Origin of the sequence: Acinetobacter sp. CFCC 11171 (assembly GCF_003268405.1) — a bacterium.
GTDB lineage: Bacteria > Pseudomonadota > Gammaproteobacteria > Pseudomonadales > Moraxellaceae > Acinetobacter > Acinetobacter amyesii.
On record NZ_LQXP01000035.1, the window covers coordinates 20,884 to 42,051 of the forward strand.

The 21,168-nt window shown below is 39.9% G+C and carries 18 protein-coding genes; 11 read left to right on the plus strand and 7 right to left on the minus strand.

Features of this window, described 5'->3' with window-relative positions:
* Window positions 1–21 precede the first annotated feature (21 nt).
* From dnaN to AVJ20_RS14465, 4 genes are all read left to right on the plus strand, one after another.
* The gene (gene dnaN, locus AVJ20_RS14450; protein ID WP_111885712.1) at window positions 22–1,170 is read left to right on the plus strand and encodes a DNA polymerase III subunit beta; all 1,149 of its coding nucleotides are present in this window, start codon (window positions 22–24) and stop codon (window positions 1,168–1,170) included.
* A 23-nt stretch (window positions 1,171–1,193) separates the two neighbouring features.
* Window positions 1,194–2,276, plus strand: a complete 1,083-nt coding sequence (gene recF / locus AVJ20_RS14455; protein ID WP_078194447.1) for a DNA replication/repair protein RecF — start codon at window positions 1,194–1,196, stop codon at window positions 2,274–2,276.
* A gap of 43 nt (window positions 2,277–2,319) precedes the next feature.
* Window positions 2,320–4,788, plus strand: coding sequence for a DNA topoisomerase (ATP-hydrolyzing) subunit B (gene gyrB, locus AVJ20_RS14460; protein WP_078194446.1), 2,469 nt, complete (start codon window positions 2,320–2,322; stop codon window positions 4,786–4,788).
* A 170-nt stretch (window positions 4,789–4,958) separates the two neighbouring features.
* Entirely contained in the window at window positions 4,959–5,336 is a 378-nt protein-coding gene (locus AVJ20_RS14465; protein WP_111885713.1) for a hypothetical protein, read from the plus strand.
* A 538-nt stretch (window positions 5,337–5,874) separates the two neighbouring features.
* Here the strand turns inward: AVJ20_RS14465 and AVJ20_RS14470 are convergent.
* On the minus strand, window positions 5,875–7,812 hold the full coding sequence (locus tag AVJ20_RS14470) for an ATP-binding cassette domain-containing protein (RefSeq protein ID WP_111885714.1): 1,938 nt from the start codon (window positions 7,810–7,812) through the stop codon (window positions 5,875–5,877).
* A gap of 195 nt (window positions 7,813–8,007) precedes the next feature.
* Between AVJ20_RS14470 and AVJ20_RS14475 the strand changes: the two genes are divergently transcribed.
* The 4 genes from AVJ20_RS14475 (at window position 8,008) to erpA (ending at window position 11,963) form a co-directional block, all read left to right on the plus strand.
* The gene (locus AVJ20_RS14475; protein ID WP_078194443.1) at window positions 8,008–9,012 is read left to right on the plus strand and encodes a putative solute-binding protein; all 1,005 of its coding nucleotides are present in this window, start codon (window positions 8,008–8,010) and stop codon (window positions 9,010–9,012) included.
* A 257-nt stretch (window positions 9,013–9,269) separates the two neighbouring features.
* The gene (locus tag AVJ20_RS14480) at window positions 9,270–10,280 is read left to right on the plus strand and encodes a putative solute-binding protein (protein ID WP_078194442.1); all 1,011 of its coding nucleotides are present in this window, start codon (window positions 9,270–9,272) and stop codon (window positions 10,278–10,280) included.
* A 205-nt stretch (window positions 10,281–10,485) separates the two neighbouring features.
* The gene (locus tag AVJ20_RS14485; protein ID WP_111885715.1) at window positions 10,486–11,493 is read left to right on the plus strand and encodes a putative solute-binding protein; all 1,008 of its coding nucleotides are present in this window, start codon (window positions 10,486–10,488) and stop codon (window positions 11,491–11,493) included.
* A gap of 134 nt (window positions 11,494–11,627) precedes the next feature.
* Entirely contained in the window at window positions 11,628–11,963 is a 336-nt protein-coding gene (gene erpA / locus AVJ20_RS14490; protein ID WP_078194440.1) for an iron-sulfur cluster insertion protein ErpA, read from the plus strand.
* Window positions 11,964–12,031: 68 nt separating this feature from the next.
* Here erpA and AVJ20_RS14495 read toward each other — a convergent pair whose 3' ends face one another.
* The 4 genes from AVJ20_RS14495 to grpE form a co-directional block, all read right to left on the minus strand.
* Complete coding sequence (locus tag AVJ20_RS14495; RefSeq protein WP_171263823.1) at window positions 12,032–12,409, minus strand: hypothetical protein; 378 nt, start codon at window positions 12,407–12,409, stop codon at window positions 12,032–12,034.
* 120 nt (window positions 12,410–12,529) lie between these two features.
* On the minus strand, window positions 12,530–13,441 hold the full coding sequence (locus tag AVJ20_RS14500; protein WP_111885716.1) for a matrixin family metalloprotease: 912 nt from the start codon (window positions 13,439–13,441) through the stop codon (window positions 12,530–12,532).
* Between the two features lie 215 nt (window positions 13,442–13,656).
* Window positions 13,657–15,597 (minus strand): molecular chaperone DnaK, encoded by a 1,941-nt coding sequence (gene dnaK / locus AVJ20_RS14505; protein ID WP_078194438.1) that lies wholly within the window; start codon window positions 15,595–15,597, stop codon window positions 13,657–13,659.
* A gap of 120 nt (window positions 15,598–15,717) precedes the next feature.
* A complete protein-coding gene (gene grpE, locus AVJ20_RS14510; protein WP_111885723.1) occupies window positions 15,718–16,257 on the minus strand; it encodes a nucleotide exchange factor GrpE in 540 nt (179 codons plus the stop codon).
* Between the two features lie 939 nt (window positions 16,258–17,196).
* Between grpE and AVJ20_RS14515 the strand changes: the two genes are divergently transcribed.
* On the plus strand, window positions 17,197–17,424 hold the full coding sequence (locus AVJ20_RS14515) for a hypothetical protein (protein WP_228157222.1): 228 nt from the start codon (window positions 17,197–17,199) through the stop codon (window positions 17,422–17,424).
* A gap of 247 nt (window positions 17,425–17,671) precedes the next feature.
* Here AVJ20_RS14515 and AVJ20_RS14520 read toward each other — a convergent pair whose 3' ends face one another.
* Window positions 17,672–18,172 (minus strand): hypothetical protein, encoded by a 501-nt coding sequence (locus AVJ20_RS14520; RefSeq protein ID WP_111885718.1) that lies wholly within the window; start codon window positions 18,170–18,172, stop codon window positions 17,672–17,674.
* A 201-nt stretch (window positions 18,173–18,373) separates the two neighbouring features.
* Here AVJ20_RS14520 and AVJ20_RS14525 point away from each other — a divergent pair, with 201 nt between their 5' ends.
* A complete protein-coding gene (locus AVJ20_RS14525) occupies window positions 18,374–19,444 on the plus strand; it encodes an alpha/beta hydrolase (RefSeq protein ID WP_078194436.1) in 1,071 nt (356 codons plus the stop codon).
* 63 nt (window positions 19,445–19,507) lie between these two features.
* Here AVJ20_RS14525 and AVJ20_RS14530 read toward each other — a convergent pair whose 3' ends face one another.
* A complete protein-coding gene (locus tag AVJ20_RS14530) occupies window positions 19,508–20,179 on the minus strand; it encodes an acetoacetate decarboxylase family protein (protein ID WP_111885724.1) in 672 nt (223 codons plus the stop codon).
* A gap of 101 nt (window positions 20,180–20,280) precedes the next feature.
* Here AVJ20_RS14530 and AVJ20_RS14535 point away from each other — a divergent pair, with 101 nt between their 5' ends.
* On the plus strand, window positions 20,281–20,850 hold the full coding sequence (locus tag AVJ20_RS14535) for a peptidylprolyl isomerase (protein ID WP_111885719.1): 570 nt from the start codon (window positions 20,281–20,283) through the stop codon (window positions 20,848–20,850).
* The last annotated feature ends 318 nt before the right edge of the window (window positions 20,851–21,168 follow it).

The window sequence follows — 21,168 nt, forward strand, 5'->3', positions numbered from 1 at the left end:
CAGTTTTTAGAGGAATGTATCGTGCGTTTAAAAATCGCGAAAGAAAGCTTACTGAATGTTCTATCACATGTCGTAGGAGCGGTTGAACGTCGCCATACCTTAAATATTTTATCCAATGTAAAAGTGCAGGTAACAGAGCAAGCTTTGACCATTACCGGTTCGGATCTTGAAGTGGAACTGGTTGCCAGCACACCACTTACTGAAGGTGCATGTTTACAAGCAGGGGTGACGACTGTTCCTGCACGTAAATTGATGGATATCTGTAAATCATTACCTTCAGCGGCATTGATTGATTTGCAAATTACTGAAGATCAACGTTGTATTTTAAAATCTGGAAACAGTCGTTTTGTATTGGGTACTTTGCCTGCAGAAGACTATCCATTATTAACCACTGAAAATACTCAAGGCACTCAAGTTGGTGTGACTCAACGTGAGTTAAAGCGTTTATTCGAGAAAACATCTTTTGCCATGGCGGTTCAAGATGTGCGTTTTTATTTGACGGGTACTTTGCTTGAAATTGATGAAAATCAATTGCGTGCAGTAACGACCGATGGTCACCGTTTGGCGATGTGTGAAACAGCGGCAAGCTCGAATGCGACACAAGCAATGCAAGCGATTGTTCCACGTAAAGCCGTAGGTGAATTGCAGCGTCTATTGAGTGTTGAAGACGAGCAATTATCGTTGTTAATTGGTCGTGAATTATTAAATGTAACAATTACCATTGCCAGCCGTGATAAAGAGCAGGGTGATATTACCGTACGTTTCACCACAAAATTGATCGATGGTAAATTCCCAGACTACCGCCGTGTGATTCCACGTGGTGGCGATAAAAACGTGCTCATTGCACATGATGTATTTAAACAATCACTGCAACGTGTAGCGATTTTAAGTAATGAAAAATTGCGCGGCGTATTCTTGAAGTTTGATGCGGACACTTTACAACTTCGTGCCAATAACCCTGAGCAAGATGAAGCAATCGAAGATCTTGCGATTCAATATGCAGATGCACCGATGGAAATGTCGTTTAATGCACAGTACTTATTGGAAGTTCTGAATGTATTGGATGGTGATGATGTTGCAATGACCATGACAGAAGCGAACCAGTCGGTATTGGTACAAGATCCACAGCAACAAGATCAAACCTATGTTGTGATGCCAATGCGTGTTTAATTCGGACTGACGTCTCAATTATTATGCATATCACGCGTTTACATGTAGAACGTGTTCGAAATTTAAAGACGGTTGCACTCTCAGGGTTGCAGCCGTTTAATGTCTTTTATGGGCAAAATGGTTCAGGTAAAACGTCTGTATTAGAAGCAGTACATTTGCTGGCAACTGGACGTTCTTTTCGAACCCATATTCCGAAAAACTATATTCAAAATAATAGCCCTGACGCTGTTGTCTTTGCGCAGTCTGCAACAGACCGCATTGGTATGCAAAAAATGCAGTCGGGCGAGCAAGTGATTAAAGTCAATGGCGACCTAGTGGGGACACAAGGGCAGTTGGCTAAGATTTTACCGCTACAACTCATCGACCCACAAAGTACCGATATTATTGATCATGGTGCGAAGCCACGACGTCAACTTTTAGATTGGTTGATGTTCCACGTGGAACCGGAGTTTTACCATACATGGCAATATTATGCACGGGCATTAAAACAGCGGAATAGTTTGCTGAAATCACGACGTCATTTGAGTTTGTCTGACTTAGAACCGTGGAACAAAATGCTCAGTGACTATGGTGAGATCTTGCATAGTCTGCGCAGTAATGTGGTGGAACAGTGGATTCGATATTTTCAACAAGATCTAGAAGCCTTATTGCCTGATTTAACAGTGACACTGGAATACAATGCAGGCTTTCATGCCGAAACAGGGCTGTTGAATGATCTGACCAATCAGCATTTTAAAGACTGCGAGCGTGGCTATACCGAGTATGGTCCGCACCGTGCAGATTTAAGGTTAAAAACCGCTATGGGGGATGCTGATGTTGTGCTCTCTCGTGGGCAAAAAAAGTTATTGATCATGGCGTTAAAACTGTCACAGATTGCAATGCTACATGCTTGTAATAAGGAAACTGTGGTATTATTAGATGATCTGACAGCAGAATTAGATTTAACCGCACAACAGCGTTTAATTGAGCGTTTAAGCCATCTTGGTAGTCAAGTTTTTATTACCACTTTAGACCATGATTCAGTGCAAAAACACTTACATGATTTATCTATTTCTTATCAATTATTCAAAGTTGAAAATGGTACGGTGCAGGCTGTTGTGCAATGAAATACCACCTTTGGATAGACCTATTTTTCACTAGGGAGAAACCATGAGTTCAGAAGATCAAGCTGCTTCTCAAACAGAACAAACCATAGAAAAAGCTTATGATTCCTCTAGCATCAAAGTATTACGTGGTCTAGACGCTGTACGTAAGCGTCCGGGCATGTATATTGGTGATACTGACGATGGTACTGGCCTACACCACATGGTGTTTGAAGTTGTCGATAACTCAATTGATGAAGCATTGGCAGGTCATTGTGACGAAATTCAAGTCACCATTCATGAAGATGAATCTGTAAGCGTATCGGATAACGGCCGTGGTATTCCTACCGACATTCACCCGGAAGAAGGTGTTTCTGCAGCAGAAGTGATTTTGACGATTCTGCATGCGGGCGGTAAATTTGATGATAACAGCTATAAAGTTTCCGGCGGTCTACATGGTGTAGGTGTATCCGTGGTGAATGCGCTTTCAAGCAAGCTCGAATTAACTATTCATCGTGCGGGTCAAATCCACCAGCAAGAATATAAACACGGTGATTCCGTGTATCCATTAAAAGTGGTGGGTGAGACAGATCGTACAGGTACACGTATACGTTTCTGGCCAAGTGCTGAAACCTTCAGTCAAACGATTTTTAATGTCGATATTTTGGCGCGTCGTTTACGTGAATTATCTTTCCTGAATGCAGGTGTGCGAATAGTACTACGTGACGAACGTATCAATTTAGAACACGTTTATGACTATGAAGGTGGTTTGTCTGAGTTTGTAAAATATATTAACCAAGGCAAAACCCATCTGAATGATATCTTCCACTTCACTACTCAAGCCGATAATGGCATTGGTGTAGAAGTTGCATTGCAGTGGAACGATTCTTATCAGGAAAATGTTCGTTGCTTTACCAATAACATTCCACAAAAAGATGGCGGTACGCATTTAGCGGGTTTCCGTGCTGCATTAACCCGTGGCTTAAACAGCTACATGGAAAGCGAAAACTTACTCAAAAAAGAGAAAGTGGCGGTTTCTGGTGATGATGCGCGTGAAGGCTTAACTGCAATTGTTTCGGTGAAAGTGCCTGATCCAAAATTCTCTTCGCAAACCAAAGAAAAATTGGTGTCGAGCGAAGTGAAAACTGCGGTTGAACAAGCCATGAATAAATCGTTCTCTGAATATCTTTTAGAGAATCCACAAGCTGCTAAATCGATTGCAGGCAAAATTATTGATGCAGCACGTGCGCGTGATGCAGCGCGTAAAGCACGTGAAATGACTCGTCGTAAGAGTGCGCTTGATATTGCGGGCTTGCCCGGTAAATTGGCAGATTGTCAGGAAAAAGATCCTGCCTTGTCTGAACTTTACTTAGTCGAAGGTGACTCTGCGGGCGGTTCTGCAAAACAGGGCCGTAACCGTAAGATGCAAGCGATTTTGCCACTTAAAGGTAAAATCCTCAACGTGGAACGTGCACGTTTTGACAAGATGATTTCTTCTCAAGAAGTGGGAACATTGATTACCGCTTTAGGCTGTGGCATTGGCCGTGAGGAATATAACCCAGATAAACTGCGTTATCACAAAATCATCATTATGACCGATGCCGACGTCGATGGTTCGCACATTCGTACGTTACTGTTGACCTTCTTCTTCCGTCAAATGCCAGAACTTGTGGAACGTGGTTATATTTATATTGCACAGCCACCGTTGTATAAGCTGAAAAAAGGCAAGCAAGAACAGTACATCAAAGATAATGATGCGCTTGAGACTTACCTGATTTCAAATGCAATTGATGAGCTTGAATTACACATCAGTGCAGAAGCGCCAGCCATTCGTGGTGAGGCTTTAGCGGGTGTGATTGCGGATTATCAAACCTCTCAAAAGAGCTTGCATCGTCTGACTGTACGTTATCCTGCAAGTGTGTTGGATGGCTTATTGGCAGTAGAAGGCTTTAAGTTAGATCAAGCAAATAACCAAGACTATGTACAGACTTGGGGTGAGCAACTACGTGCCAATATTGAGAAAACTCAACCTAGCCTACGTCCTGAATTAAGCTTAGAAACTTTTGAGCATGAAGATACTGAAGGCAATAAGTCAGCGACCTATTTCCCGCGTATTACCATCTATGTTCATAATTTACCGCACCAATACTTGTTAGATTCAGGTCTATTGGGTTCAGGTGAATATGCGCGTTTACTCAAAAATTCGAAGAGTTGGTTCACATTATTGGAAGAGGGTGCTTACCTACAAAAAGGCGAGCGCAAAATTCCAGTGAGCAGCTTCCATCAGGTTTGGCAAAACATCCTACAAGACTCACGCCGTGGCATGATGATTCAGCGCTATAAAGGTTTGGGTGAGATGAATGCTGAACAGCTTTGGGAAACTACAATGGATCCTGAGAACCGTAACATGCTGCAAGTAACGGTACAGGATGCCATTGAAGCTGATCGTATGTTCTCTTGTTTGATGGGTGATGATGTGGAACCACGTCGTGCTTTCATTGAAGAAAATGCGTTAAATGCGGATATTGATGCCTAAATTCTGATTACAGAATCATTCAAAAAAGCACTCTTCGGAGTGCTTTTTTTTGTGCTATCTTAAATAAAATTGAATATTAAATCGCCAATTTGTGTTTTATAAAATTGACTTATTCTGATGCTAAGCTCAAATCAAATTGAACTTAGCAGCTAAAAATAAGAGGTCTATATATGATGGACAATCAACTTGAACACATTCGTGATATCTGGGTAAATGCATTTTTTACCGGAAATTATACTGTTTTAGCCGAATACGAAGATGAGCACTTTAAGGTGGTTTATGAGCAAGACGGGCGTGTCGAAAGTAATTATGTCCGCTATGAACGTATTGCACATGCAGTAAAAAATGGGGTTTGGAAACCACAAAAACCAGACGTAGAATTTGAAGATTATGAGTTTAATCGTGACCAAACTGAGTGCAAAATTTTAATTGGTTTAGCCGAAACACAGCAGAAAATACAGGAAATCTGGCATTTTGATCAGACCTGGAAAATACAAGAATTACGTTTTTTAAAGGCAAAAAAAGCCCATCCTTCTGCCTTATCTTAAACAATAAAAAGTTTAAATTAATGTAGTCAGTGGAGATAAAATGCATCCATCTTGCAAATGTGGATAAGTTTTGTGAATTTTCACATTTAATAGTGTTCAACATCAAAGTTATTTATAATTGTGGATAATATTATTTAAAAATATTTATCCACAAAAAGGTGGTTCGATATTTTGAATTTAAAAAATAAAAATAAAAATGAATTTAAAACTAAGATTTGAATTTAAAAATGGCTTTTGTGGATAACTGCGGCAATGAGTTTGATGTGAAGTATATTTTTTGAATTCATTTACAAAATTAGGGTAAAAGCTATCGCTGAATTTTTAAATTCTTTACGAATAGAAATGCCTTAACGATGCAATAACCAGTTGGATATGAACATTCGATTTTTTTTAAATATTTTTTAGATTTATAATGTGATTATTATTGTGAAGTATAAATAAAAAATCGCCGTGGAACATTTAAATTTCACGGCGATTGATTTTTTGAGTTTAAGTTAGGTTTTCTTAATAATGCAAATCTATGGTTTTGCTTTTTAAATTAAGCCTCAAAACTACTTTCCATTTCTTCTAATTCCATCATTAATTCAAGCATTTGCTCTTCGACAGATTCAAGTTTGGCTTTTAATTCTGTTTGCTCATTCATAAGTTTGAGTAAGTCATCTTTACGACTGGCTTCATATAAAGCACTGTCTGCTAATAATTCCTCGATTTCGTTTAAGCGTGGCTGAATTTTGCTGATTTGCGCTTCATTTTTTTCAATGTTTTTACGAATCGGGCGGGTCAATTCACGCTGACGTGCAGCTTCTTTACGCTGCGCTTCTTTATCGACTTTGGAAATCGTCGGTTTAGTTTCAACTTGAGATTTGATGGGAATAGGGGCTTGTTGGCTATTTTTCATCATGTCGATTCGCGCTTGACGCAGCCAATCGGCATAAGCCACGAGGTCACCATCAAATTCGCGACATTTCCCATGATGTACCAACAATAATTCGTCACAAACGCTGGCAATCAATTGACGTTCATGCGAAACCAAAACCACAGCACCTTCAAAATCTTGCAGCGCCATAGTCAGGGCATGACGCATATCAAGGTCTAAATGGTTGGTCGGTTCATCTAGAATTAAAACATTGGGGCGCTGCCAAACAATCAAAGCCAAAGCCAATCGTGCTCGTTCACCGCCTGAAAAGCCTTCACTTGGCGTATCCATGCGTTCGCCACTAAAACCAAAGCTACCTAAGAATGAACGTAATGCCGCTTCACTGATTTTTTTGTCAGCAATTCGAGATAATTGCAACATCGGGCTGGCATTGCCATCTAAAGCATCCATTTGATGCTGCGCAAAATAGCCAATATTCAACAGTTCAGAAGCTTTGCGCGTCCCTTGTAATAAAGGAAGATCACCAACTAAGGATTTAATTAAGGTTGATTTACCCGCACCATTCATCCCGAGTAAACCAATTCGGCTGGTTGGGGTAATTTGCAGGTTTACATTGGTCACGATCAGTTTGTCGCCATAGCCAATATCTGCGTGTTCTATTTGCAGCAGCGGTGAACTCATTTTGGTCGGTTCACGGAAACTAAAGGTAAATGGTGTATCGATATGCGCAGCAGAAAGTTCCTGCATGCGTTCTAATTGTTTAATACGGCTTTGAGCCTGCTTAGCTTTAGTCGCTTTGGCTTTAAAACGGTCAATAAATTTTTGGAGATGCGCACGAGTTTCAAGTTGTTTTTCATAGGCTTGTTGTTGTTGTGCCAAGCGCTCAGAACGGGTGCGTTCAAAGGTTGAATAGTTACCGGTGTAAAGCGTCAGCTCTTGATTTTCGATGTGTAAAATATGATCAGTCACCGCATCTAAGAAATCACGGTCATGTGAAATCAAGATCAGTGTGCCTTCATAAGCTTTTAACCAATCTTCTAACCACAAAATCGCATCTAAGTCTAAGTGGTTGGTTGGTTCATCGAGTAATAAAAGGTCAGAGCGGCTCATTAGGGTACGCGCAAGGTTTAAACGCATACGCCAACCACCTGAAAAGCTTGAAACATTGAGCTGGGACTGATGTTCAAAGAATCCCAGGCCGGCCATCAGTTGTGAGGCTTTGGATGGTGCTGTATAGCCATGGATTTCATCAAATCGGCCATATAAGTGTGCCAACGCTTCATTGTCTAATTGTTCTGGATGTTCAAGTTTATGTTGTATATCCCAATATTCCTCATCGCCTGAAAGAACGAAATCAATCGCTTTCATATCGAGTGCTTTGATTTCTTGTGCCATATGAGCGACGGTCCATACCGCAGGACGAGTCAATGAGCCGCCATCAGATTCCATTCCACCTAAAAGCGCAGAAAAAAGAGTGGATTTACCCGCACCATTTACACCTGTTAAGCCGATTTTCCAGCCTGGATGCAATTGCATAGATGCTTTTTGAAATAAAACACGCCCACCGCGACGAATGGAAAGTTGGTCTAACTGAATCATGGAACTAACTAAACAAGAAGAATGTGGGGCTATTCTAATGGATGGCTTGGCAAAAAAAAAACAAAGCATCGCAACCATCTGAAAAAATGTGACAGATTCCACGTATTTAGGTATATTGAACGGGCTATAGTATTAAAAAAATATTTCAAGTTGTTGTTTTAAATGGATTAATAAAACATATTGGGAATATAAGAAATGAGAAAAGGAATTTTAATTTTATCGCTTCTTTCAGGTGTGATGTCTGCACAAAGCTATGCCAATCAGAAGGTTTGTGTGTTCGATTTACTTGGAAAAGCGGGGGAATCTTATAAGCTGATGGAAGAGTGGTCTCTGGCCAGTAAGGCATGGGGAGCACAAGTTCAACTGATTTCATATCAAGATGAATCCAAAGTCGATAAAGATTTTAAAGAAGGGAAATGTGACGCGTTTTATATGACCTCGATGCGGGCACGTGCGTATAACAAATTTGCCGGTTCGATTGATGCCATTGGCGGTGTACCGAATAATACCATCGCGCAAAAAGCCATTACCTATGTCTTAGATAAACGGAACAGTAAACGACTGATTAGCAATCTAGGGAAAGATAGTTATGAAGTGGCAGGGATCGGGCAAATTGGTTCAGCCTACATTTTTGTCCGTGATCGCAATATCAATAATTTAGAAAAAGCTGAAGGTAAAAAATTTGCCATTTTGCATTATGATTATGCGCAAAAAGTGATGGTAGACCGTGTTGGCGCTGTGCCAGTGATGTCAGAAATTTCTAATTTTATTCGCAAGTTTAATCAGGCCGAAGTTGAAATTGTGGCTGCGCCAGCTTATGCCTTTAAGCCACTCGAAATTTCAAAAGGCTTAGGCACTACCGGGGCGATGGTAAATTTTCCTGTGGTGAATGTCACGGCAGACCTGATTATTCGTAATAATAAATTCCCAGAAGGTTTTGCTGAACCTTCTCGGCAATGGTTTGTTAAGCAATTACCAAAAAGTTTTGCCATGGTGAAACGTATGGAAGCTGAAATTCCTGCCAAATATAAGATGAATCTCAGCAAAGATGATCAGTTGAAGTATCAGAAAATATTGCGTGAAGGACGGATGGATTTAACCAAACAAGGGATCTATGACTCCACCATGATGACGGTACTAAAAAAAGCCCGTTGTACGATTGAGCGAACCAATTTTGAGTGTTCAGTGGCGGGTGAATAAGCTTTTTTCTGTATTTCTTTGTAAATTTTGATGCAATCGCTGTAAATGCTAAAATCCATTTTTACAAATATAAGATGATGATTATATTTATAATTTTACTTCATATAAAAAGTGATATACATCACAGAAAAACAGAATATGCCAAAATGACATAAATAAATGGAGTAAATGCTCTATTTTTTTTAAATTAACTTGCTTAATATCGGGCTTGTGTAAGGACACCTCTGAACCATAAAAAGATTTGAAAGGAAAATAGAATGAAAAAAACGCTCCTATCATTGGCTACGTTTGCTGCAATTGGCTTTGCTGGTTCAGCTCAGGCAGCAAAAGTAGATATCTGTGTATTTGACTTACTGGGTAAGTCAGGCGAGTCATATCAAATGGCTCAGGAATGGGCGCTTGCAGCAAAAGGCTGGGGTGCTGAAATTAACTTAATTCCGCGTCAAGACGAAGCAGTAGCCGACAATGACTTTAAAGCAGGTAAATGTGACGGCGTATTTATGACGGCGATGCGTGCCCGTCAGTACAATAAATTTGCAGGCTCTATTGATGCGCTGGGTGGCGCACCAAGCAATGCGATTGCACAACGTGCGATTACCTTTGCATTAGACCAACGTAATGCTGCAAAAATGGTCAGCAATCTAGGTGGTAAGAAATATGAAGTGGCGGGTATTGCCCCACTAGGTTCAGCGTTCATCTTTGTCAAAGACAAAAAAATTGACTCAATTGAAAAAGCAGCAGGTAAAAAGTTTGCAGTTTTAGGCTATGACGAAGCACAAAAAATCATGGTGCAACGTGTCGGCGCTCAAGCTGTGATTTCAGATGTATCTAACTTTGTGGCGAAGTTTAATAATGGTCAGGTAGATATGGTGGGTGCGCCTGCATATGCCTACAAACCATTAGAGATCTATAAAGGTTTAGGTACCAATGGTGCGATGTTTAACTTCCCAGTTTTACAAGTGACTGCGGACTTTATTATTCGTCCTGATCAGTTCCCTGCAGGCTTTGGTCAAAAATCACGTGATTGGTTTGTGAAACACTTACCGAAGAGTATCGCGATGATTAACCGTCTAGAAGCGGGTATTCCTGCGAAATATAAACTTAACCTAAGTGCAGAAGATAAAACCAAATATCAAAAATTACTGCGTGAAGGTCGTATGGATATGACGAAGCGTGGCATTTATGATGCAGGCATGATGTCTGTTTTGAAAAAGGCACGTTGTTCTGTCGATAAAGCCAATTTTGAATGTTCACTTGGCGGCGAATAAGCTGATATTTAAAGAAAAAAAGTCTGGATTTATCCAGGCTTTTTTTTGCAAATTTACAGGTCATTCTCGCCATTGAGTGAGCAAAATATTCAGGTAATCTAAATTCAAATCGAGGGCTGTGAGTCAATTGAATCGAACTCAGCATGACCCAAAATTCAAAAAATGGTTAAAAAACAAAAACAGTAAAAAAACAAGGAAAGTCAGTATGAAACAATGGACAAAGGCATTGAGCGTTGCTGCTGCATTAATGGCGGTAAATGGCGTAGCTCAAGCGAAGCAAGTGGTATGTGTATTTGATTTGGTTGGTAAAAATGGTGATGTTTTTACCCTGATGAAAGATTATCAATTGGCGGCAAAAAACTGGGGCGCAGACATTGAGCTCCGCGTCGGTCAAAATGAAGCGGTGATTGCAGAAGATTTTAAAGCTGGTAAATGTGATGGGATCAGTGTTACTGGTATGCGTGGTCGCCAATTCAATAATTTTACCGGTTCTTTAGATGCCATTGGTGCGATTCCAGATTTGAAATTGGCCGTAAAAGTTATGCAAGGTCTTGCAAGTCCAACATTTGCTAAGAGCATGGTCAATAGTAAATATGAAGTGGCAGGTGTGATACCTGTTGGTGATGCCTACCTGTTGGTGAATGATCGTAGTATCAATACTGTCGCTAAAGCCGCAGGTAAAAAAATTGCGGTGCTTGACTACGATGAAGCACAGAAAATTATGGTGCAGCAGGTCGGGGCTCAAGCGGTCAGTGCCGATGTAACCAATTTTGGCGCTAAATTTAACAATGGTCAGGTGGATATTATTGGTGCTCCTGCAGCTGTGTTCAAACCATTAGAATTACATAAAGGTTTAGGCAGCAAAGGCGCAATTGTCAATTATCCAATTTTACAAGTGACGGGAAATATTATTATTCGCCCAGATAAATTCCCAGCGGGGTATGGGCAAAAATCACGTGATTGGGTCAAAACACAATTACCTCGTGCATTCACGATATTAGGCAAAATGAAGTCAGAAATTCCAGCCAAATATTGGATGGATGTTCCAACAGCAGACAAAGCTGGTTATCAAAAAATGATGCGTGAAGCGCGTATCGATTTGACTAAACGTGGTATCTACGACAAGCGAATGATGAAACTATTATGGCAATTCCGCTGTAAACAAGACCCTAAAAACTTCGAATGCGCATTACAGGAAGAAAACTATAAATAACTTTTAAATGAATCTTGAGAAAAATACTCTGATTTAACTTTAAACTGTGAAGACTGACCATATATTGAGTATGTTATACTTGAAATATGGTCTTTTCTTTTTAAAGACACCCCAATGACTCAGAGGAATCCATCATGAATGCTCAAGCACTTGTGCTGACTGACAATGCTGCCAATAAAGTACGCCAATTGCGTGAGAGTGAAGGTAATCAAGACCTTATGTTACGTGTATATGTGACTGGTGGTGGTTGTTCAGGTTTCTCATATGGGTTTAATTTTGCTGAAAGCCAAAACGAAGATGATGCTGAATTTATCAATGGTGATGTGAAGATGTTGGTTGATTCACTGAGCTATCAATATTTAGTTGGTTCAACAGTCGACTATATTGAAGGTCTTGAAGGTTCTCGATTTGTGGTTCAAAACCCGAATGCGACAACCACGTGTGGATGTGGATCTTCATTCTCGATCTAATCGCGATGATGAATTGAGCCATAAAAAAGCCCTCATTTAGAGGGCTTTTTTAATGTTTAAAATCGATATTAGGCTTCAAATTTTAGTGCTTCTAATAGATCTAAAATTACGGTAGTCACGTCTTGAGTCAATTGATAATTATTAAAAATTTCATATGCCGTAATGGTGACATCGGTATCACTCGGAAGCAGGCGTTGTTCTTCTTCGATGAGGTCACGGATCGGCAATAGGGTTTGTTTGACCTGTAAATGCAAGACATCTTTAAACTCAAGATTTTCGTCTTCGAGCTCAATTAATTGCTCATTAAAAAAGGGTAAAAGTACCGCATGGAGATAAGGTTGAATGTCTGTAATATCAAAAATCTCAATATCACGGGTTTGTTCAATCGTGCTGATGTGGTCATTCACTTCAATTAAGATATGGTAGTAACTCACATTGCTCTCCACGTAAGATGTCATTGATATAAGGGAATTATTGCAAATCAACAATAACATGAAATGCTAATTATTGTTGGTGAATCCTATAATATCCTTATAGATTGTATGGTTTTTTTTGCTCAGGGTGTTCTAACGATAATATAGTAAGCCTTGGTCTGCTGGCATCAGTTTAAAGTTTTCTAATTGTTGCGCGCCTAAGATTGGGTACATTAATGCAGCAGGGTCATTATGGTGAGATAAGCCGAGAGCATGTCCGAGTTCGTGGGCAAGGGTAAGGCGTAAATCATCTTCGGCATCAAATTGATAAATCTGAATCTGATCCCCCATAAAAACGCCTTTATGAAACTCTCGAGCAGGAAAGCGCTGACTGGCTTGTATCACGCCTGCATTATATTGATCGATTTGCTGGTTATAGCTTAAGACTTGTTGGTTAAATTGATCATTTTGCTGATTAAATCGATCTATTTCTTGGTCTAATTGCATCGCTTGTGCTTTAACTTGCTCAAGTTCTCTTTCAACGCGTTGCATATTGGGGTTTTGTGCATGCTCTATTCGGCTCCAATTCATACGTTCTTGCGACAGCTGTGCGATTTCCGCACGGATCATGGCTTGTTTTGATCGGAGCTGTTGCTCATTCATCTCCAGACCTTTTCTCGAATTTGCTAAGTTCTCGGCATATAAATCATTACGGGCTTTATCTGCGGCTAAGGTCTTTTGGACTTGCTTATAGGCATTGTATTGCTCTTGGCGATCATCATAAATTAGATGGATCGCCAGTTGTGCATTTGGGTCATAGATAAATAACGGTTTGAGTGTCCCTTTATGCCATATCTCTGCGGCTTCTTGGCTAAGTTGAATGACTTGTTGCTGGCTTAATCCAAAACGCGGATCGACATCAGCAACCCGATAACGCAGTCGGGTATCGAGAGGGTGTAAAAGTCGATCTGAAATTGAATTAAATTTCAGTTGAGGATGCTGCTTGGTTTGATAGATCCACCAAGTACTCAAAACGATGACAACAATAATTAAAATCAAACGCATAGCGTCGCAAAACTTGATTATTTTGCATTAATTTAACTGAAATTTAGCGCTATGCAAATCTAAGTATAGACAGATTGGCAGTCGAGAAGAATGTCGCTGTTTGAACTTTAGCGTGTTATTTGAATATTGCCTGATGCAGATAAAATCATCCACAAAAAAAACCGCGCTTTCGCGCGGTCTTTTTGAGCTTTGAAAGACTCAGTTAAAGCGACAAATTATTTTTTGTCATCTTTCACTTCAGTGAACTCAGCATCTACAACGCCGTCATCTGCTTTTTGAGCTTGACCTTCAGCGCCTTGGAAAGCGTTAGGATCAAAACCTTCAGCACCGCCTTGACCTTGTGCAGCTTCATAAGCACGTTGAGTGATCGGCATAATGATGTTTTGAAGTGCTTCAGTTTTCGCTTTGATTGCATCTACATCGTTTTCTTTAGTCGCTGCTTCGAGCTCAGCTACAGCAGCATCGATTGCAGATTTCTCATCAGCAGTTACCTGTTCACCAAGATCTTTTACTGCTTTTTGAGCAGAAGAAACAAGTGCATCAGCTTCGTTACGTGCTTTCGCTAATTCTTCAAATTTACGATCTTCTTCAGCATTCGCTTCAGCATCTTTGATCATCGCTTCAATTTCAGCATCGCTCAAACCAGAGTTAGCTTTAATTTGAATTGATTGCTCTTTACCTGTGCTCTTATCTTTTGCAGATACTTTCAAGATACCATCAGCGTTGATGTCAAATGATACTTCAATTTGTGGTACACCACGTGGAGCAGGTGGAATATCGCCCAATTGGAAGTTACCCAACAATTTGTTTTGTTGAGCCATTTTACGTTCACCTTGGTAAACTGAAATGTCTACAGCTGGTTGGTTGTCTGCAGCAGTTGAGAACACTTGAGATTTCTTCGCAGGAATCGTCGTGTTTTTCTCAATGATCGCTGTTAACACGCCACCCATTGTTTCAATACCAAGTGTAAGCGGAGTTACGTCAAGAAGAAGTACGTCAGTTTTATCACCTGAAAGTACTGCACCTTGAATCGCAGCACCCATCGCTACAGCTTCATCTGGGTTCACGTCTTTACGTGGCTCACGGCCGAAGAACTCTTGTACTTTTTGTTGTACAAGTGGCATACGAGACTGACCACCCACCAAGATTACATCAGAGATGTCAGAGGTTGAAAGACCTGCATCTTTAAGTGCAATCTTACATGGCTCAATCGTACGAGCAACCAATTCAGCAACTAAACCTTCAAGTTTAGAGCGAGTCACGTTGATCACTAAGTGTTTAGGACCAGTCGCATCTGCTGTGATGTATGGAAGGTTGATTTCTGTTGCATTCGAAGAAGAAAGCTCGATTTTTGCTTTTTCAGCAGCTTCTTTTAAACGTTGAAGTGCAAGCGGATCTTGTTTCAAGTTTACGCTTTGTTCTTTCTTGAACTCTTCAACCAAGTATTCAATTAATGCATTATCGAAGTCTTCACCACCAAGGAATGTATCACCGTTTGTAGACAATACTTCGATTTGTTGGTCGCCATCAAGGTCAGCGATTTCAATGATTGATACGTCGAAAGTACCACCACCTAAGTCGTAAACCGCAACTTTACGGTCGCCTTCTTTTTTGTCCATACCGAACGCAAGTGCAGCAGCTGTTGGTTCGTTGATGATACGTTTAACATCTAAACCAGCAATTTTACCTGCATCTTTAGTCGCTTGACGTTGAGCATCGTTAAAGTACGCAGGAACAGTAATTACCGCTTCAGTTACTGTTTCACCAAGGTAGTCTTCAGCTGTTTTTTTCATCTTTTTCAAGATTTCAGCAGAGATTTGTTGTGGTGCAAGTTTCTTGTCGTTTACATCAACCCAAGCATCGCCATTGTCAGCTTTGATGATTTTGTAAGGTACAAGGCCGATATCTTTTTGCACAGCTTGGTCTTGGTACTTACGACCGATCAAACGTTTGATTGCAAATAATGTGTTTTTAGGGTTAGTCACTGCTTGACGCTTAGCAGATTGACCGACAAGGATCTCGCCATCTTTATACGCAATAATAGATGGGGTTGTACGAGCGCCTTCAGCGTTGTCGATTACTTTTACTTTGTCGCCTTCAAGTACTGCTACGCAAGAGTTTGTAGTACCTAAGTCAATACCAATGATTTTCGCCATTTGGATGTTTCCTCTAAAATTCTTTTACGATGTTTTCGCTTGTTATCCGATATGAGAGCCAATCAAAAATTTTCAAGTAATATTGGTTAAAATTTTTAATTCGTCTCAGAAAATTTGTCTTTATGCACCAACCATAACCATAGCAGGGCGTAATAGGCGACCGTTTAAACTATAGCCTTTTTGCAATACTGTTCCGATTTCATTCGATTTGGCATTTGGATCGATGCCCACAGCTTGGTGAAGATCTGCATTGAAACCATTTGCAGTATCCACAGCAACCACACCAAATTTCTCTAAAGTGCTGAGCAATGATTTCAGTGTAAGTTCTACACCTTCAGATAAACCTGATTTTTCATCACCTGCCGCAGCAATCGCGCGTTCAAGGTTATCAACTGACTCAAGCAATTGTTTTGCAAATTTTTCCAGCACAGTATCTTTATGCTTTTCAGATTCGCGTTGAATGCGTTCTACACTTTTTTGCGCTTCATATACGGCATTTGCAGTACGTGCTTTTTCAAGTTTTAAGCTTTCTTCTAAATTGGTGATTTGTGCTTGTAAATCTTCAACTGAAACTTCAGCTTGCTCGTTTTCAGCTTGAGTTTGCTGTTCTGCTTGCTCTTGTTGAAGATCTTGAGCGTCTTGGTTTTGCTCAGTCGCCATTGATTTACTCCGTTTAAATGGGTTCTTAAACATGTTCAGTCCTTATAGCTGTGCGTTCAAACGACATCGATGCGTAACTGCCATGCGTTTTGAATTCATGATTAATAAAAGAAATCGGGGCAGGGGATAAAAATTCAAGCGAAGTCAGCGATTAAATGCAGTTTTTTATTCAAATAAATGGTTTTTCAGCAAAATATCGACTGCAAAATTAAATTCTATGAAAATATAAATTATTGATTTGAATGTATAATCATTTTTTGATCGGATTTACAGATTTTCATCATAAATTTTAACGGTTTCTCTTTGTGCCTGAAAATTTTCATAATTTATCTATCGGAAGTGACCATATCCACTGGAGAGAGGGATATGGTGACTACCTCTAGATTTTAGAAACACTTTTCCATGCTGATTTCCCAAGAATCAGCATTTTTTTTTTCCTCAAAAAATAGTGGTTAATATTTATACATAAAAACTCTTAGTATCAGTTTTATTAAATATTTCACAAAAAATGATCAGCACAGTATTCTTTGTTTCAGATTCTATCGCTGTAGTTTCTTAATTTATTTCAAATGTGTTTTTCATGGCCTGCTTCTCTCATAAGCAGGCTTTTTTTTTGCATGAAATTTATAAAAACAGCCACTTAAGTAACTGAGTTGCAAGTTTTGTTGGACTTTGTTGTATTCAAAAGCTGAGATCACGCTTTATTTAAAACCATGTATATTTATTTTATTAATAAAAAACAAAGCACTTGAGTTAAAAAAATGATGTAAAGCCTTAAAATGAAAGAAAACCGCCTAATTAATAAAACATTTCATAAGCTGTACCGTGCCTCGTACAAAGTACAACTCAGAAGGTGGGAACTTCACAGAATTTTTTTCCATTATGACTCGGGCAAAGTTGAGCTTTGCTTTTAATGATTCAATGAAGGAAATAATGAAGATGAAAAAAATTGGTTTATTCGCTGTCGCAGTTTTAGGTTTTGGTTTAGCTGCGGTGGGTTGTACTTCTCAAGAAACTGTAGAATCTCCGGAAACCGCACAAGTAACGTCTGCAACTGAAGCATCTGTAACAACAGAGCAATCGGGTGCTGTGGTTCAAGCAGATCCATCAGCTCAAGGTACTGAAGTTCAATCTGCGCCTGCACCACAACCTACAGTTCAGCAATAAGATTGTTTAATGCTCTCTGACCTGTAACAACAGGCAGTCAAGAATAGACAGAAGATAGGATGCCTCTTCTGTCTATTTTTTTCTATTGCTTTTTTTACCTATTCTATTTTTAGTGAACGAAAAAAAAGCCCATCATGTAGATGAGCTTTTTACTTTTAACCGATCTGCAAAAACAACAATTAACGGCGATTTTCCCACGCGCGACGACGTTCTTCAGCCGCTTTACGTTGTTGATCTGATGCCTTTCTTAAATCTTGAAAATTTTTTTGCGCTCTTGCTCAATTTGTTTTCTACGATCTTGACTGGCTTTACGGCGCTGTTCTTCTAAGCGCTGACGCTCTTTGCTGACTTTTTGACGATCTTGTTCAGCACGTTTACGACGTTCAGCTTCAGAGTATTTACGCTGTTGTTCTAGACGTTGACGTTCGAGTTCGTTTTTACGACGATCCCACTCTTGTTGATTTTTACGATTTTGTTCCCAGTTACGCTGGTCAAGTTGCTGCTTTCTACGTTCGAGCTCTAAACGATTACGTTGTTGTTGCTGACGTTCCCATGTACGGCGGTCTTGTTCATAACGACTGTCGTAACGGCGATCATAACGATTGTCATAGCGTCGATCATTATGATCATAACGGCGGTCATAACGTTGATCATAACGTCCATCGTAGTAACCATCTTCAGGGAATGCTACGCAGCCTACAGCCAAAAAAGCAGTCGCAAAAGACAGAAGGATGATCTTTTTAGCCATGGTGAGTATCCTTTATCGAGAATGGGTTAGCATAATCAACCCATAAAACTTGGGTAAATTGTCAATGACAACTCTATAAAAGAAGATTAGCTTAACTAGGTCTGTACTATGTATGTCGATGTTGAGACTTATATGTGAATATGGTCACATTTGACCTAGATCATGTAGAAAGTATGAAGAGCATAATTCGAAGGATAGAGCATGTTTGCATTGAATGAATCACTTAAAAATATGAAAGATAAAGGCCAAGGTACGGCTGCTCGGTTACTTGATCGTCTTCCTAACTTTGCCAAAGAAAGCCTCGCAAAACGTCTCGATTATCCGTTTATTTTTCCAGAATTAGATCCGCTGGTGAAATGCATGATGGCGGCTCAACTCAAGCAAGGTAAGTCAGGCTTTGTGACCGAAGACTATGTGAAGTCTCGTAAATTATTTGATTTACAGATGGAGTCGATCAAGACCAAGCCGACCTTTGTGAAACAAGTGCAAGATATACGTCTACCTTTACAAAGTGCTACGCTGTTTGCGCGTCATTATCATCCTGCTCCAAATAAAAAATTACCGATGATCGTGTTCTATCACGGTGGTGGTTTTGTGGTGGGTGGTCTAGACACGCATGATGAAGTTTGTCGTTTATTGGCCGTGCATGCCAAAGCACAAGTTTTAAGTATTGATTATCCACTCACGCCAGAGGCCAGCCCAGCTCAATTAATGCAAAGTTGTGAAGATGCCTTGGCTTGGACTTATCAAAATAGTCGTCAGTTTAAAATTCTAAAAAATCGAATTGCGGTGGCAGGGGATAGTGCAGGCGGCAATATTGCTACTGCGGTTGCACAGCGCAGTGCTCAAAAAGTTTTTGCCCCGCAAGCTCAACTATTAATTTACCCAGTAGTGGATTTCAAGAGTCGCCACCCATCTTTCTATGCTTATAAAGATGGTCTAGTTCTGACTGAAAAAGATATTGATGTCGTAACGGCTTTATATGCGGAACAACATGCAGTGGCCTTAGATGATCCATTAATTTCACCAACCTATGGAAAATTGGCAGGTATCGCACCCGCGTATATCGTGACGGCAGGGCATGACGTTTTACATGACGAAGGTGAAATTTATTCGCATAAACTCCGTCAGCAAGGGGTAAAAGTGTTTTATCAAGAATATACCGATCAAACCCATGGCTTTATTAACTTAACCCCGGTTTCGCACCGAGCTAAAAAATACGTGATCGAGATCAGTACGAAGTTCCGTAAATTTTGGGATAAACGTAGCTAATCATTCCTTTATATAAAGTAAACCCAGTGTTTCACGTGAAACACTGGGTTTTTATTTATTGGGTTATTTATCTTGAATTTTTGCAGCAGGAAATACGAGGCTAAATTCGGGGACATAAAAGCTTTGCAATAATCGTGCTTCGGCAAAATTTGGAAAAATCTCCTGCGTATTGTGCCATTCTACCTGTTTCAGTTTAGAGAGCCGTCCACGAAACTTCGGTGAAAATTGATAACGCTTACCTTCCCACGCTTGTCTGATTTGCAACATCGCTGCTGGGATATGATGACTATTAATATAGAAAGAACGCTGTAAACGTGATTTTTTTAAACGGATCTGCATCTTTTGTTGTTCAACTTCTATAGTACAGACCACTTCATTGTCATGTTGTTGCCATTCAAACTTTGCCAACTCTTTAGGAATACCCCAGAGTTTTTGGCCATGAATGACAGAGATATCTGTCGAAACATAAATCTTAGGTATCGAACTTAACCTTTTCTTACTCCATAAAGGGTGATCTAAAATCAGCAATTCGTCATAAGGACCCACAGGCGAATTATGGTATCGGACCAATAACACCTGAACCACACGACCCAAAGCTGATGTCGCTAAACGGAACATCTGCGCTTGTTGGATAAAACTCGGAGAGATCCAATAATTCAAAATAAAAGCATCGCCACGTAGTTGCCAAGGCGGTAAATGTGTCAATGCAGTGTCCGACGGTATTATTTGCGTCATCATTGTTCTCGTTTTAATAATGGCAGAATAATTACTTTTTAATCATCAAAGACTAATATACAGTCAATAACAAGTACGAGATCAACCAGAAGAGTTAGCAAATGTTAAAACAGATTTTATTTACCGCAGCACTTGGCTGTGTGAGCTTAAGCAGTTTTGCTGCCAATACTATTGTCGAAATGAAAACCTCTCAGGGCAATATTGAAATTGAGCTATTTAATGACAAGGCACCTATCTCAGCTAAAAACTTTGAAAGCTATGCAAAAGAAAAATTTTATAACGGTACGATCTTTCATCGCGTGATACCTGGATTTATGGTTCAGGGTGGGGGCATGGATGTCAAGATGCAGGAGAAGCCAACAAAAGCGGCGATTAAGAATGAATCAAGTAATGGCTTGAGCAATAAGCGTGGCACATTGGCAATGGCACGGATGAATCATCCTGATTCAGCAAGTAGTCAGTTCTTTATTAATGTTGCAGACAATGACTTCCTCAATAAAAGTGCAATGAATGCGGGATATGCTGTTTTTGGTAAGGTCACTAAAGGTATGGATATCGTCGATAAAATCGTAAAAGTTCCAACTACGAACTATGGAATGCACCAGAATGTCCCTGTAAACCCAGTGGTTATACAGAGTGTGGTGATTAAAGCAGCACCTGTGAAAAACTAAGCACACAAAATAGGAAAAAATATTTTACATGATATTTGTAATAAATATCATGTATTTATGTGAATAAAGTGTGTTTTTTGAACCATAATGGTGCATAAAAATAAAACACTCGTATTCTTTGTGAGTGAAAAGCACTTGCACGTGTAAGAAATTGCCCTATAATGAGCACCATACCGACGAGATGGACGGAAACGAACGAAACGCGAAGCGTTGAGTTTGTTAAGTTTATCGAAGTCCAGCTTCTAGCATTGATGAGATGTTAGAAAGATCATTAAGAGATTATGAAGAACAACTTGTGTGGATTTTTACTGATTGATC

Excerpts from the sequence above, each read along its gene's own strand:
- recF (WP_078194447.1), top strand. The coding sequence starts at position 1,194 with ATGCATATCACGCGTTTACATGTAGAACGTGTTCGAAATTTAAAGACG.
- gyrB (WP_078194446.1), top strand. The coding sequence starts at position 2,320 with ATGAGTTCAGAAGATCAAGCTGCTTCTCAAACAGAACAAACCATAGAA.
- AVJ20_RS14465 (WP_111885713.1), top strand. The coding sequence starts at position 4,959 with ATGATGGACAATCAACTTGAACACATTCGTGATATCTGGGTAAATGCA.
- AVJ20_RS14470 (WP_111885714.1), bottom strand. The coding sequence starts at position 7,812 with ATGATTCAGTTAGACCAACTTTCCATTCGTCGCGGTGGGCGTGTTTTA.
- AVJ20_RS14475 (WP_078194443.1), top strand. The coding sequence starts at position 8,008 with ATGAGAAAAGGAATTTTAATTTTATCGCTTCTTTCAGGTGTGATGTCT.
- AVJ20_RS14480 (WP_078194442.1), top strand. The coding sequence starts at position 9,270 with ATGAAAAAAACGCTCCTATCATTGGCTACGTTTGCTGCAATTGGCTTT.
- AVJ20_RS14485 (WP_111885715.1), top strand. The coding sequence starts at position 10,486 with ATGAAACAATGGACAAAGGCATTGAGCGTTGCTGCTGCATTAATGGCG.
- erpA (WP_078194440.1), top strand. The coding sequence starts at position 11,628 with ATGAATGCTCAAGCACTTGTGCTGACTGACAATGCTGCCAATAAAGTA.
- AVJ20_RS14500 (WP_111885716.1), bottom strand. The coding sequence starts at position 13,441 with ATGCGTTTGATTTTAATTATTGTTGTCATCGTTTTGAGTACTTGGTGG.
- dnaK (WP_078194438.1), bottom strand. The coding sequence starts at position 15,597 with ATGGCGAAAATCATTGGTATTGACTTAGGTACTACAAACTCTTGCGTA.
- grpE (WP_111885723.1), bottom strand. The coding sequence starts at position 16,257 with ATGGCGACTGAGCAAAACCAAGACGCTCAAGATCTTCAACAAGAGCAA.
- AVJ20_RS14515 (WP_228157222.1), top strand. The coding sequence starts at position 17,197 with ATGAAAAAAATTGGTTTATTCGCTGTCGCAGTTTTAGGTTTTGGTTTA.
- AVJ20_RS14520 (WP_111885718.1), bottom strand. The coding sequence starts at position 18,172 with ATGGCTAAAAAGATCATCCTTCTGTCTTTTGCGACTGCTTTTTTGGCT.
- AVJ20_RS14525 (WP_078194436.1), top strand. The coding sequence starts at position 18,374 with ATGTTTGCATTGAATGAATCACTTAAAAATATGAAAGATAAAGGCCAA.
- AVJ20_RS14530 (WP_111885724.1), bottom strand. The coding sequence starts at position 20,179 with ATGACGCAAATAATACCGTCGGACACTGCATTGACACATTTACCGCCT.
- AVJ20_RS14535 (WP_111885719.1), top strand. The coding sequence starts at position 20,281 with ATGTTAAAACAGATTTTATTTACCGCAGCACTTGGCTGTGTGAGCTTA.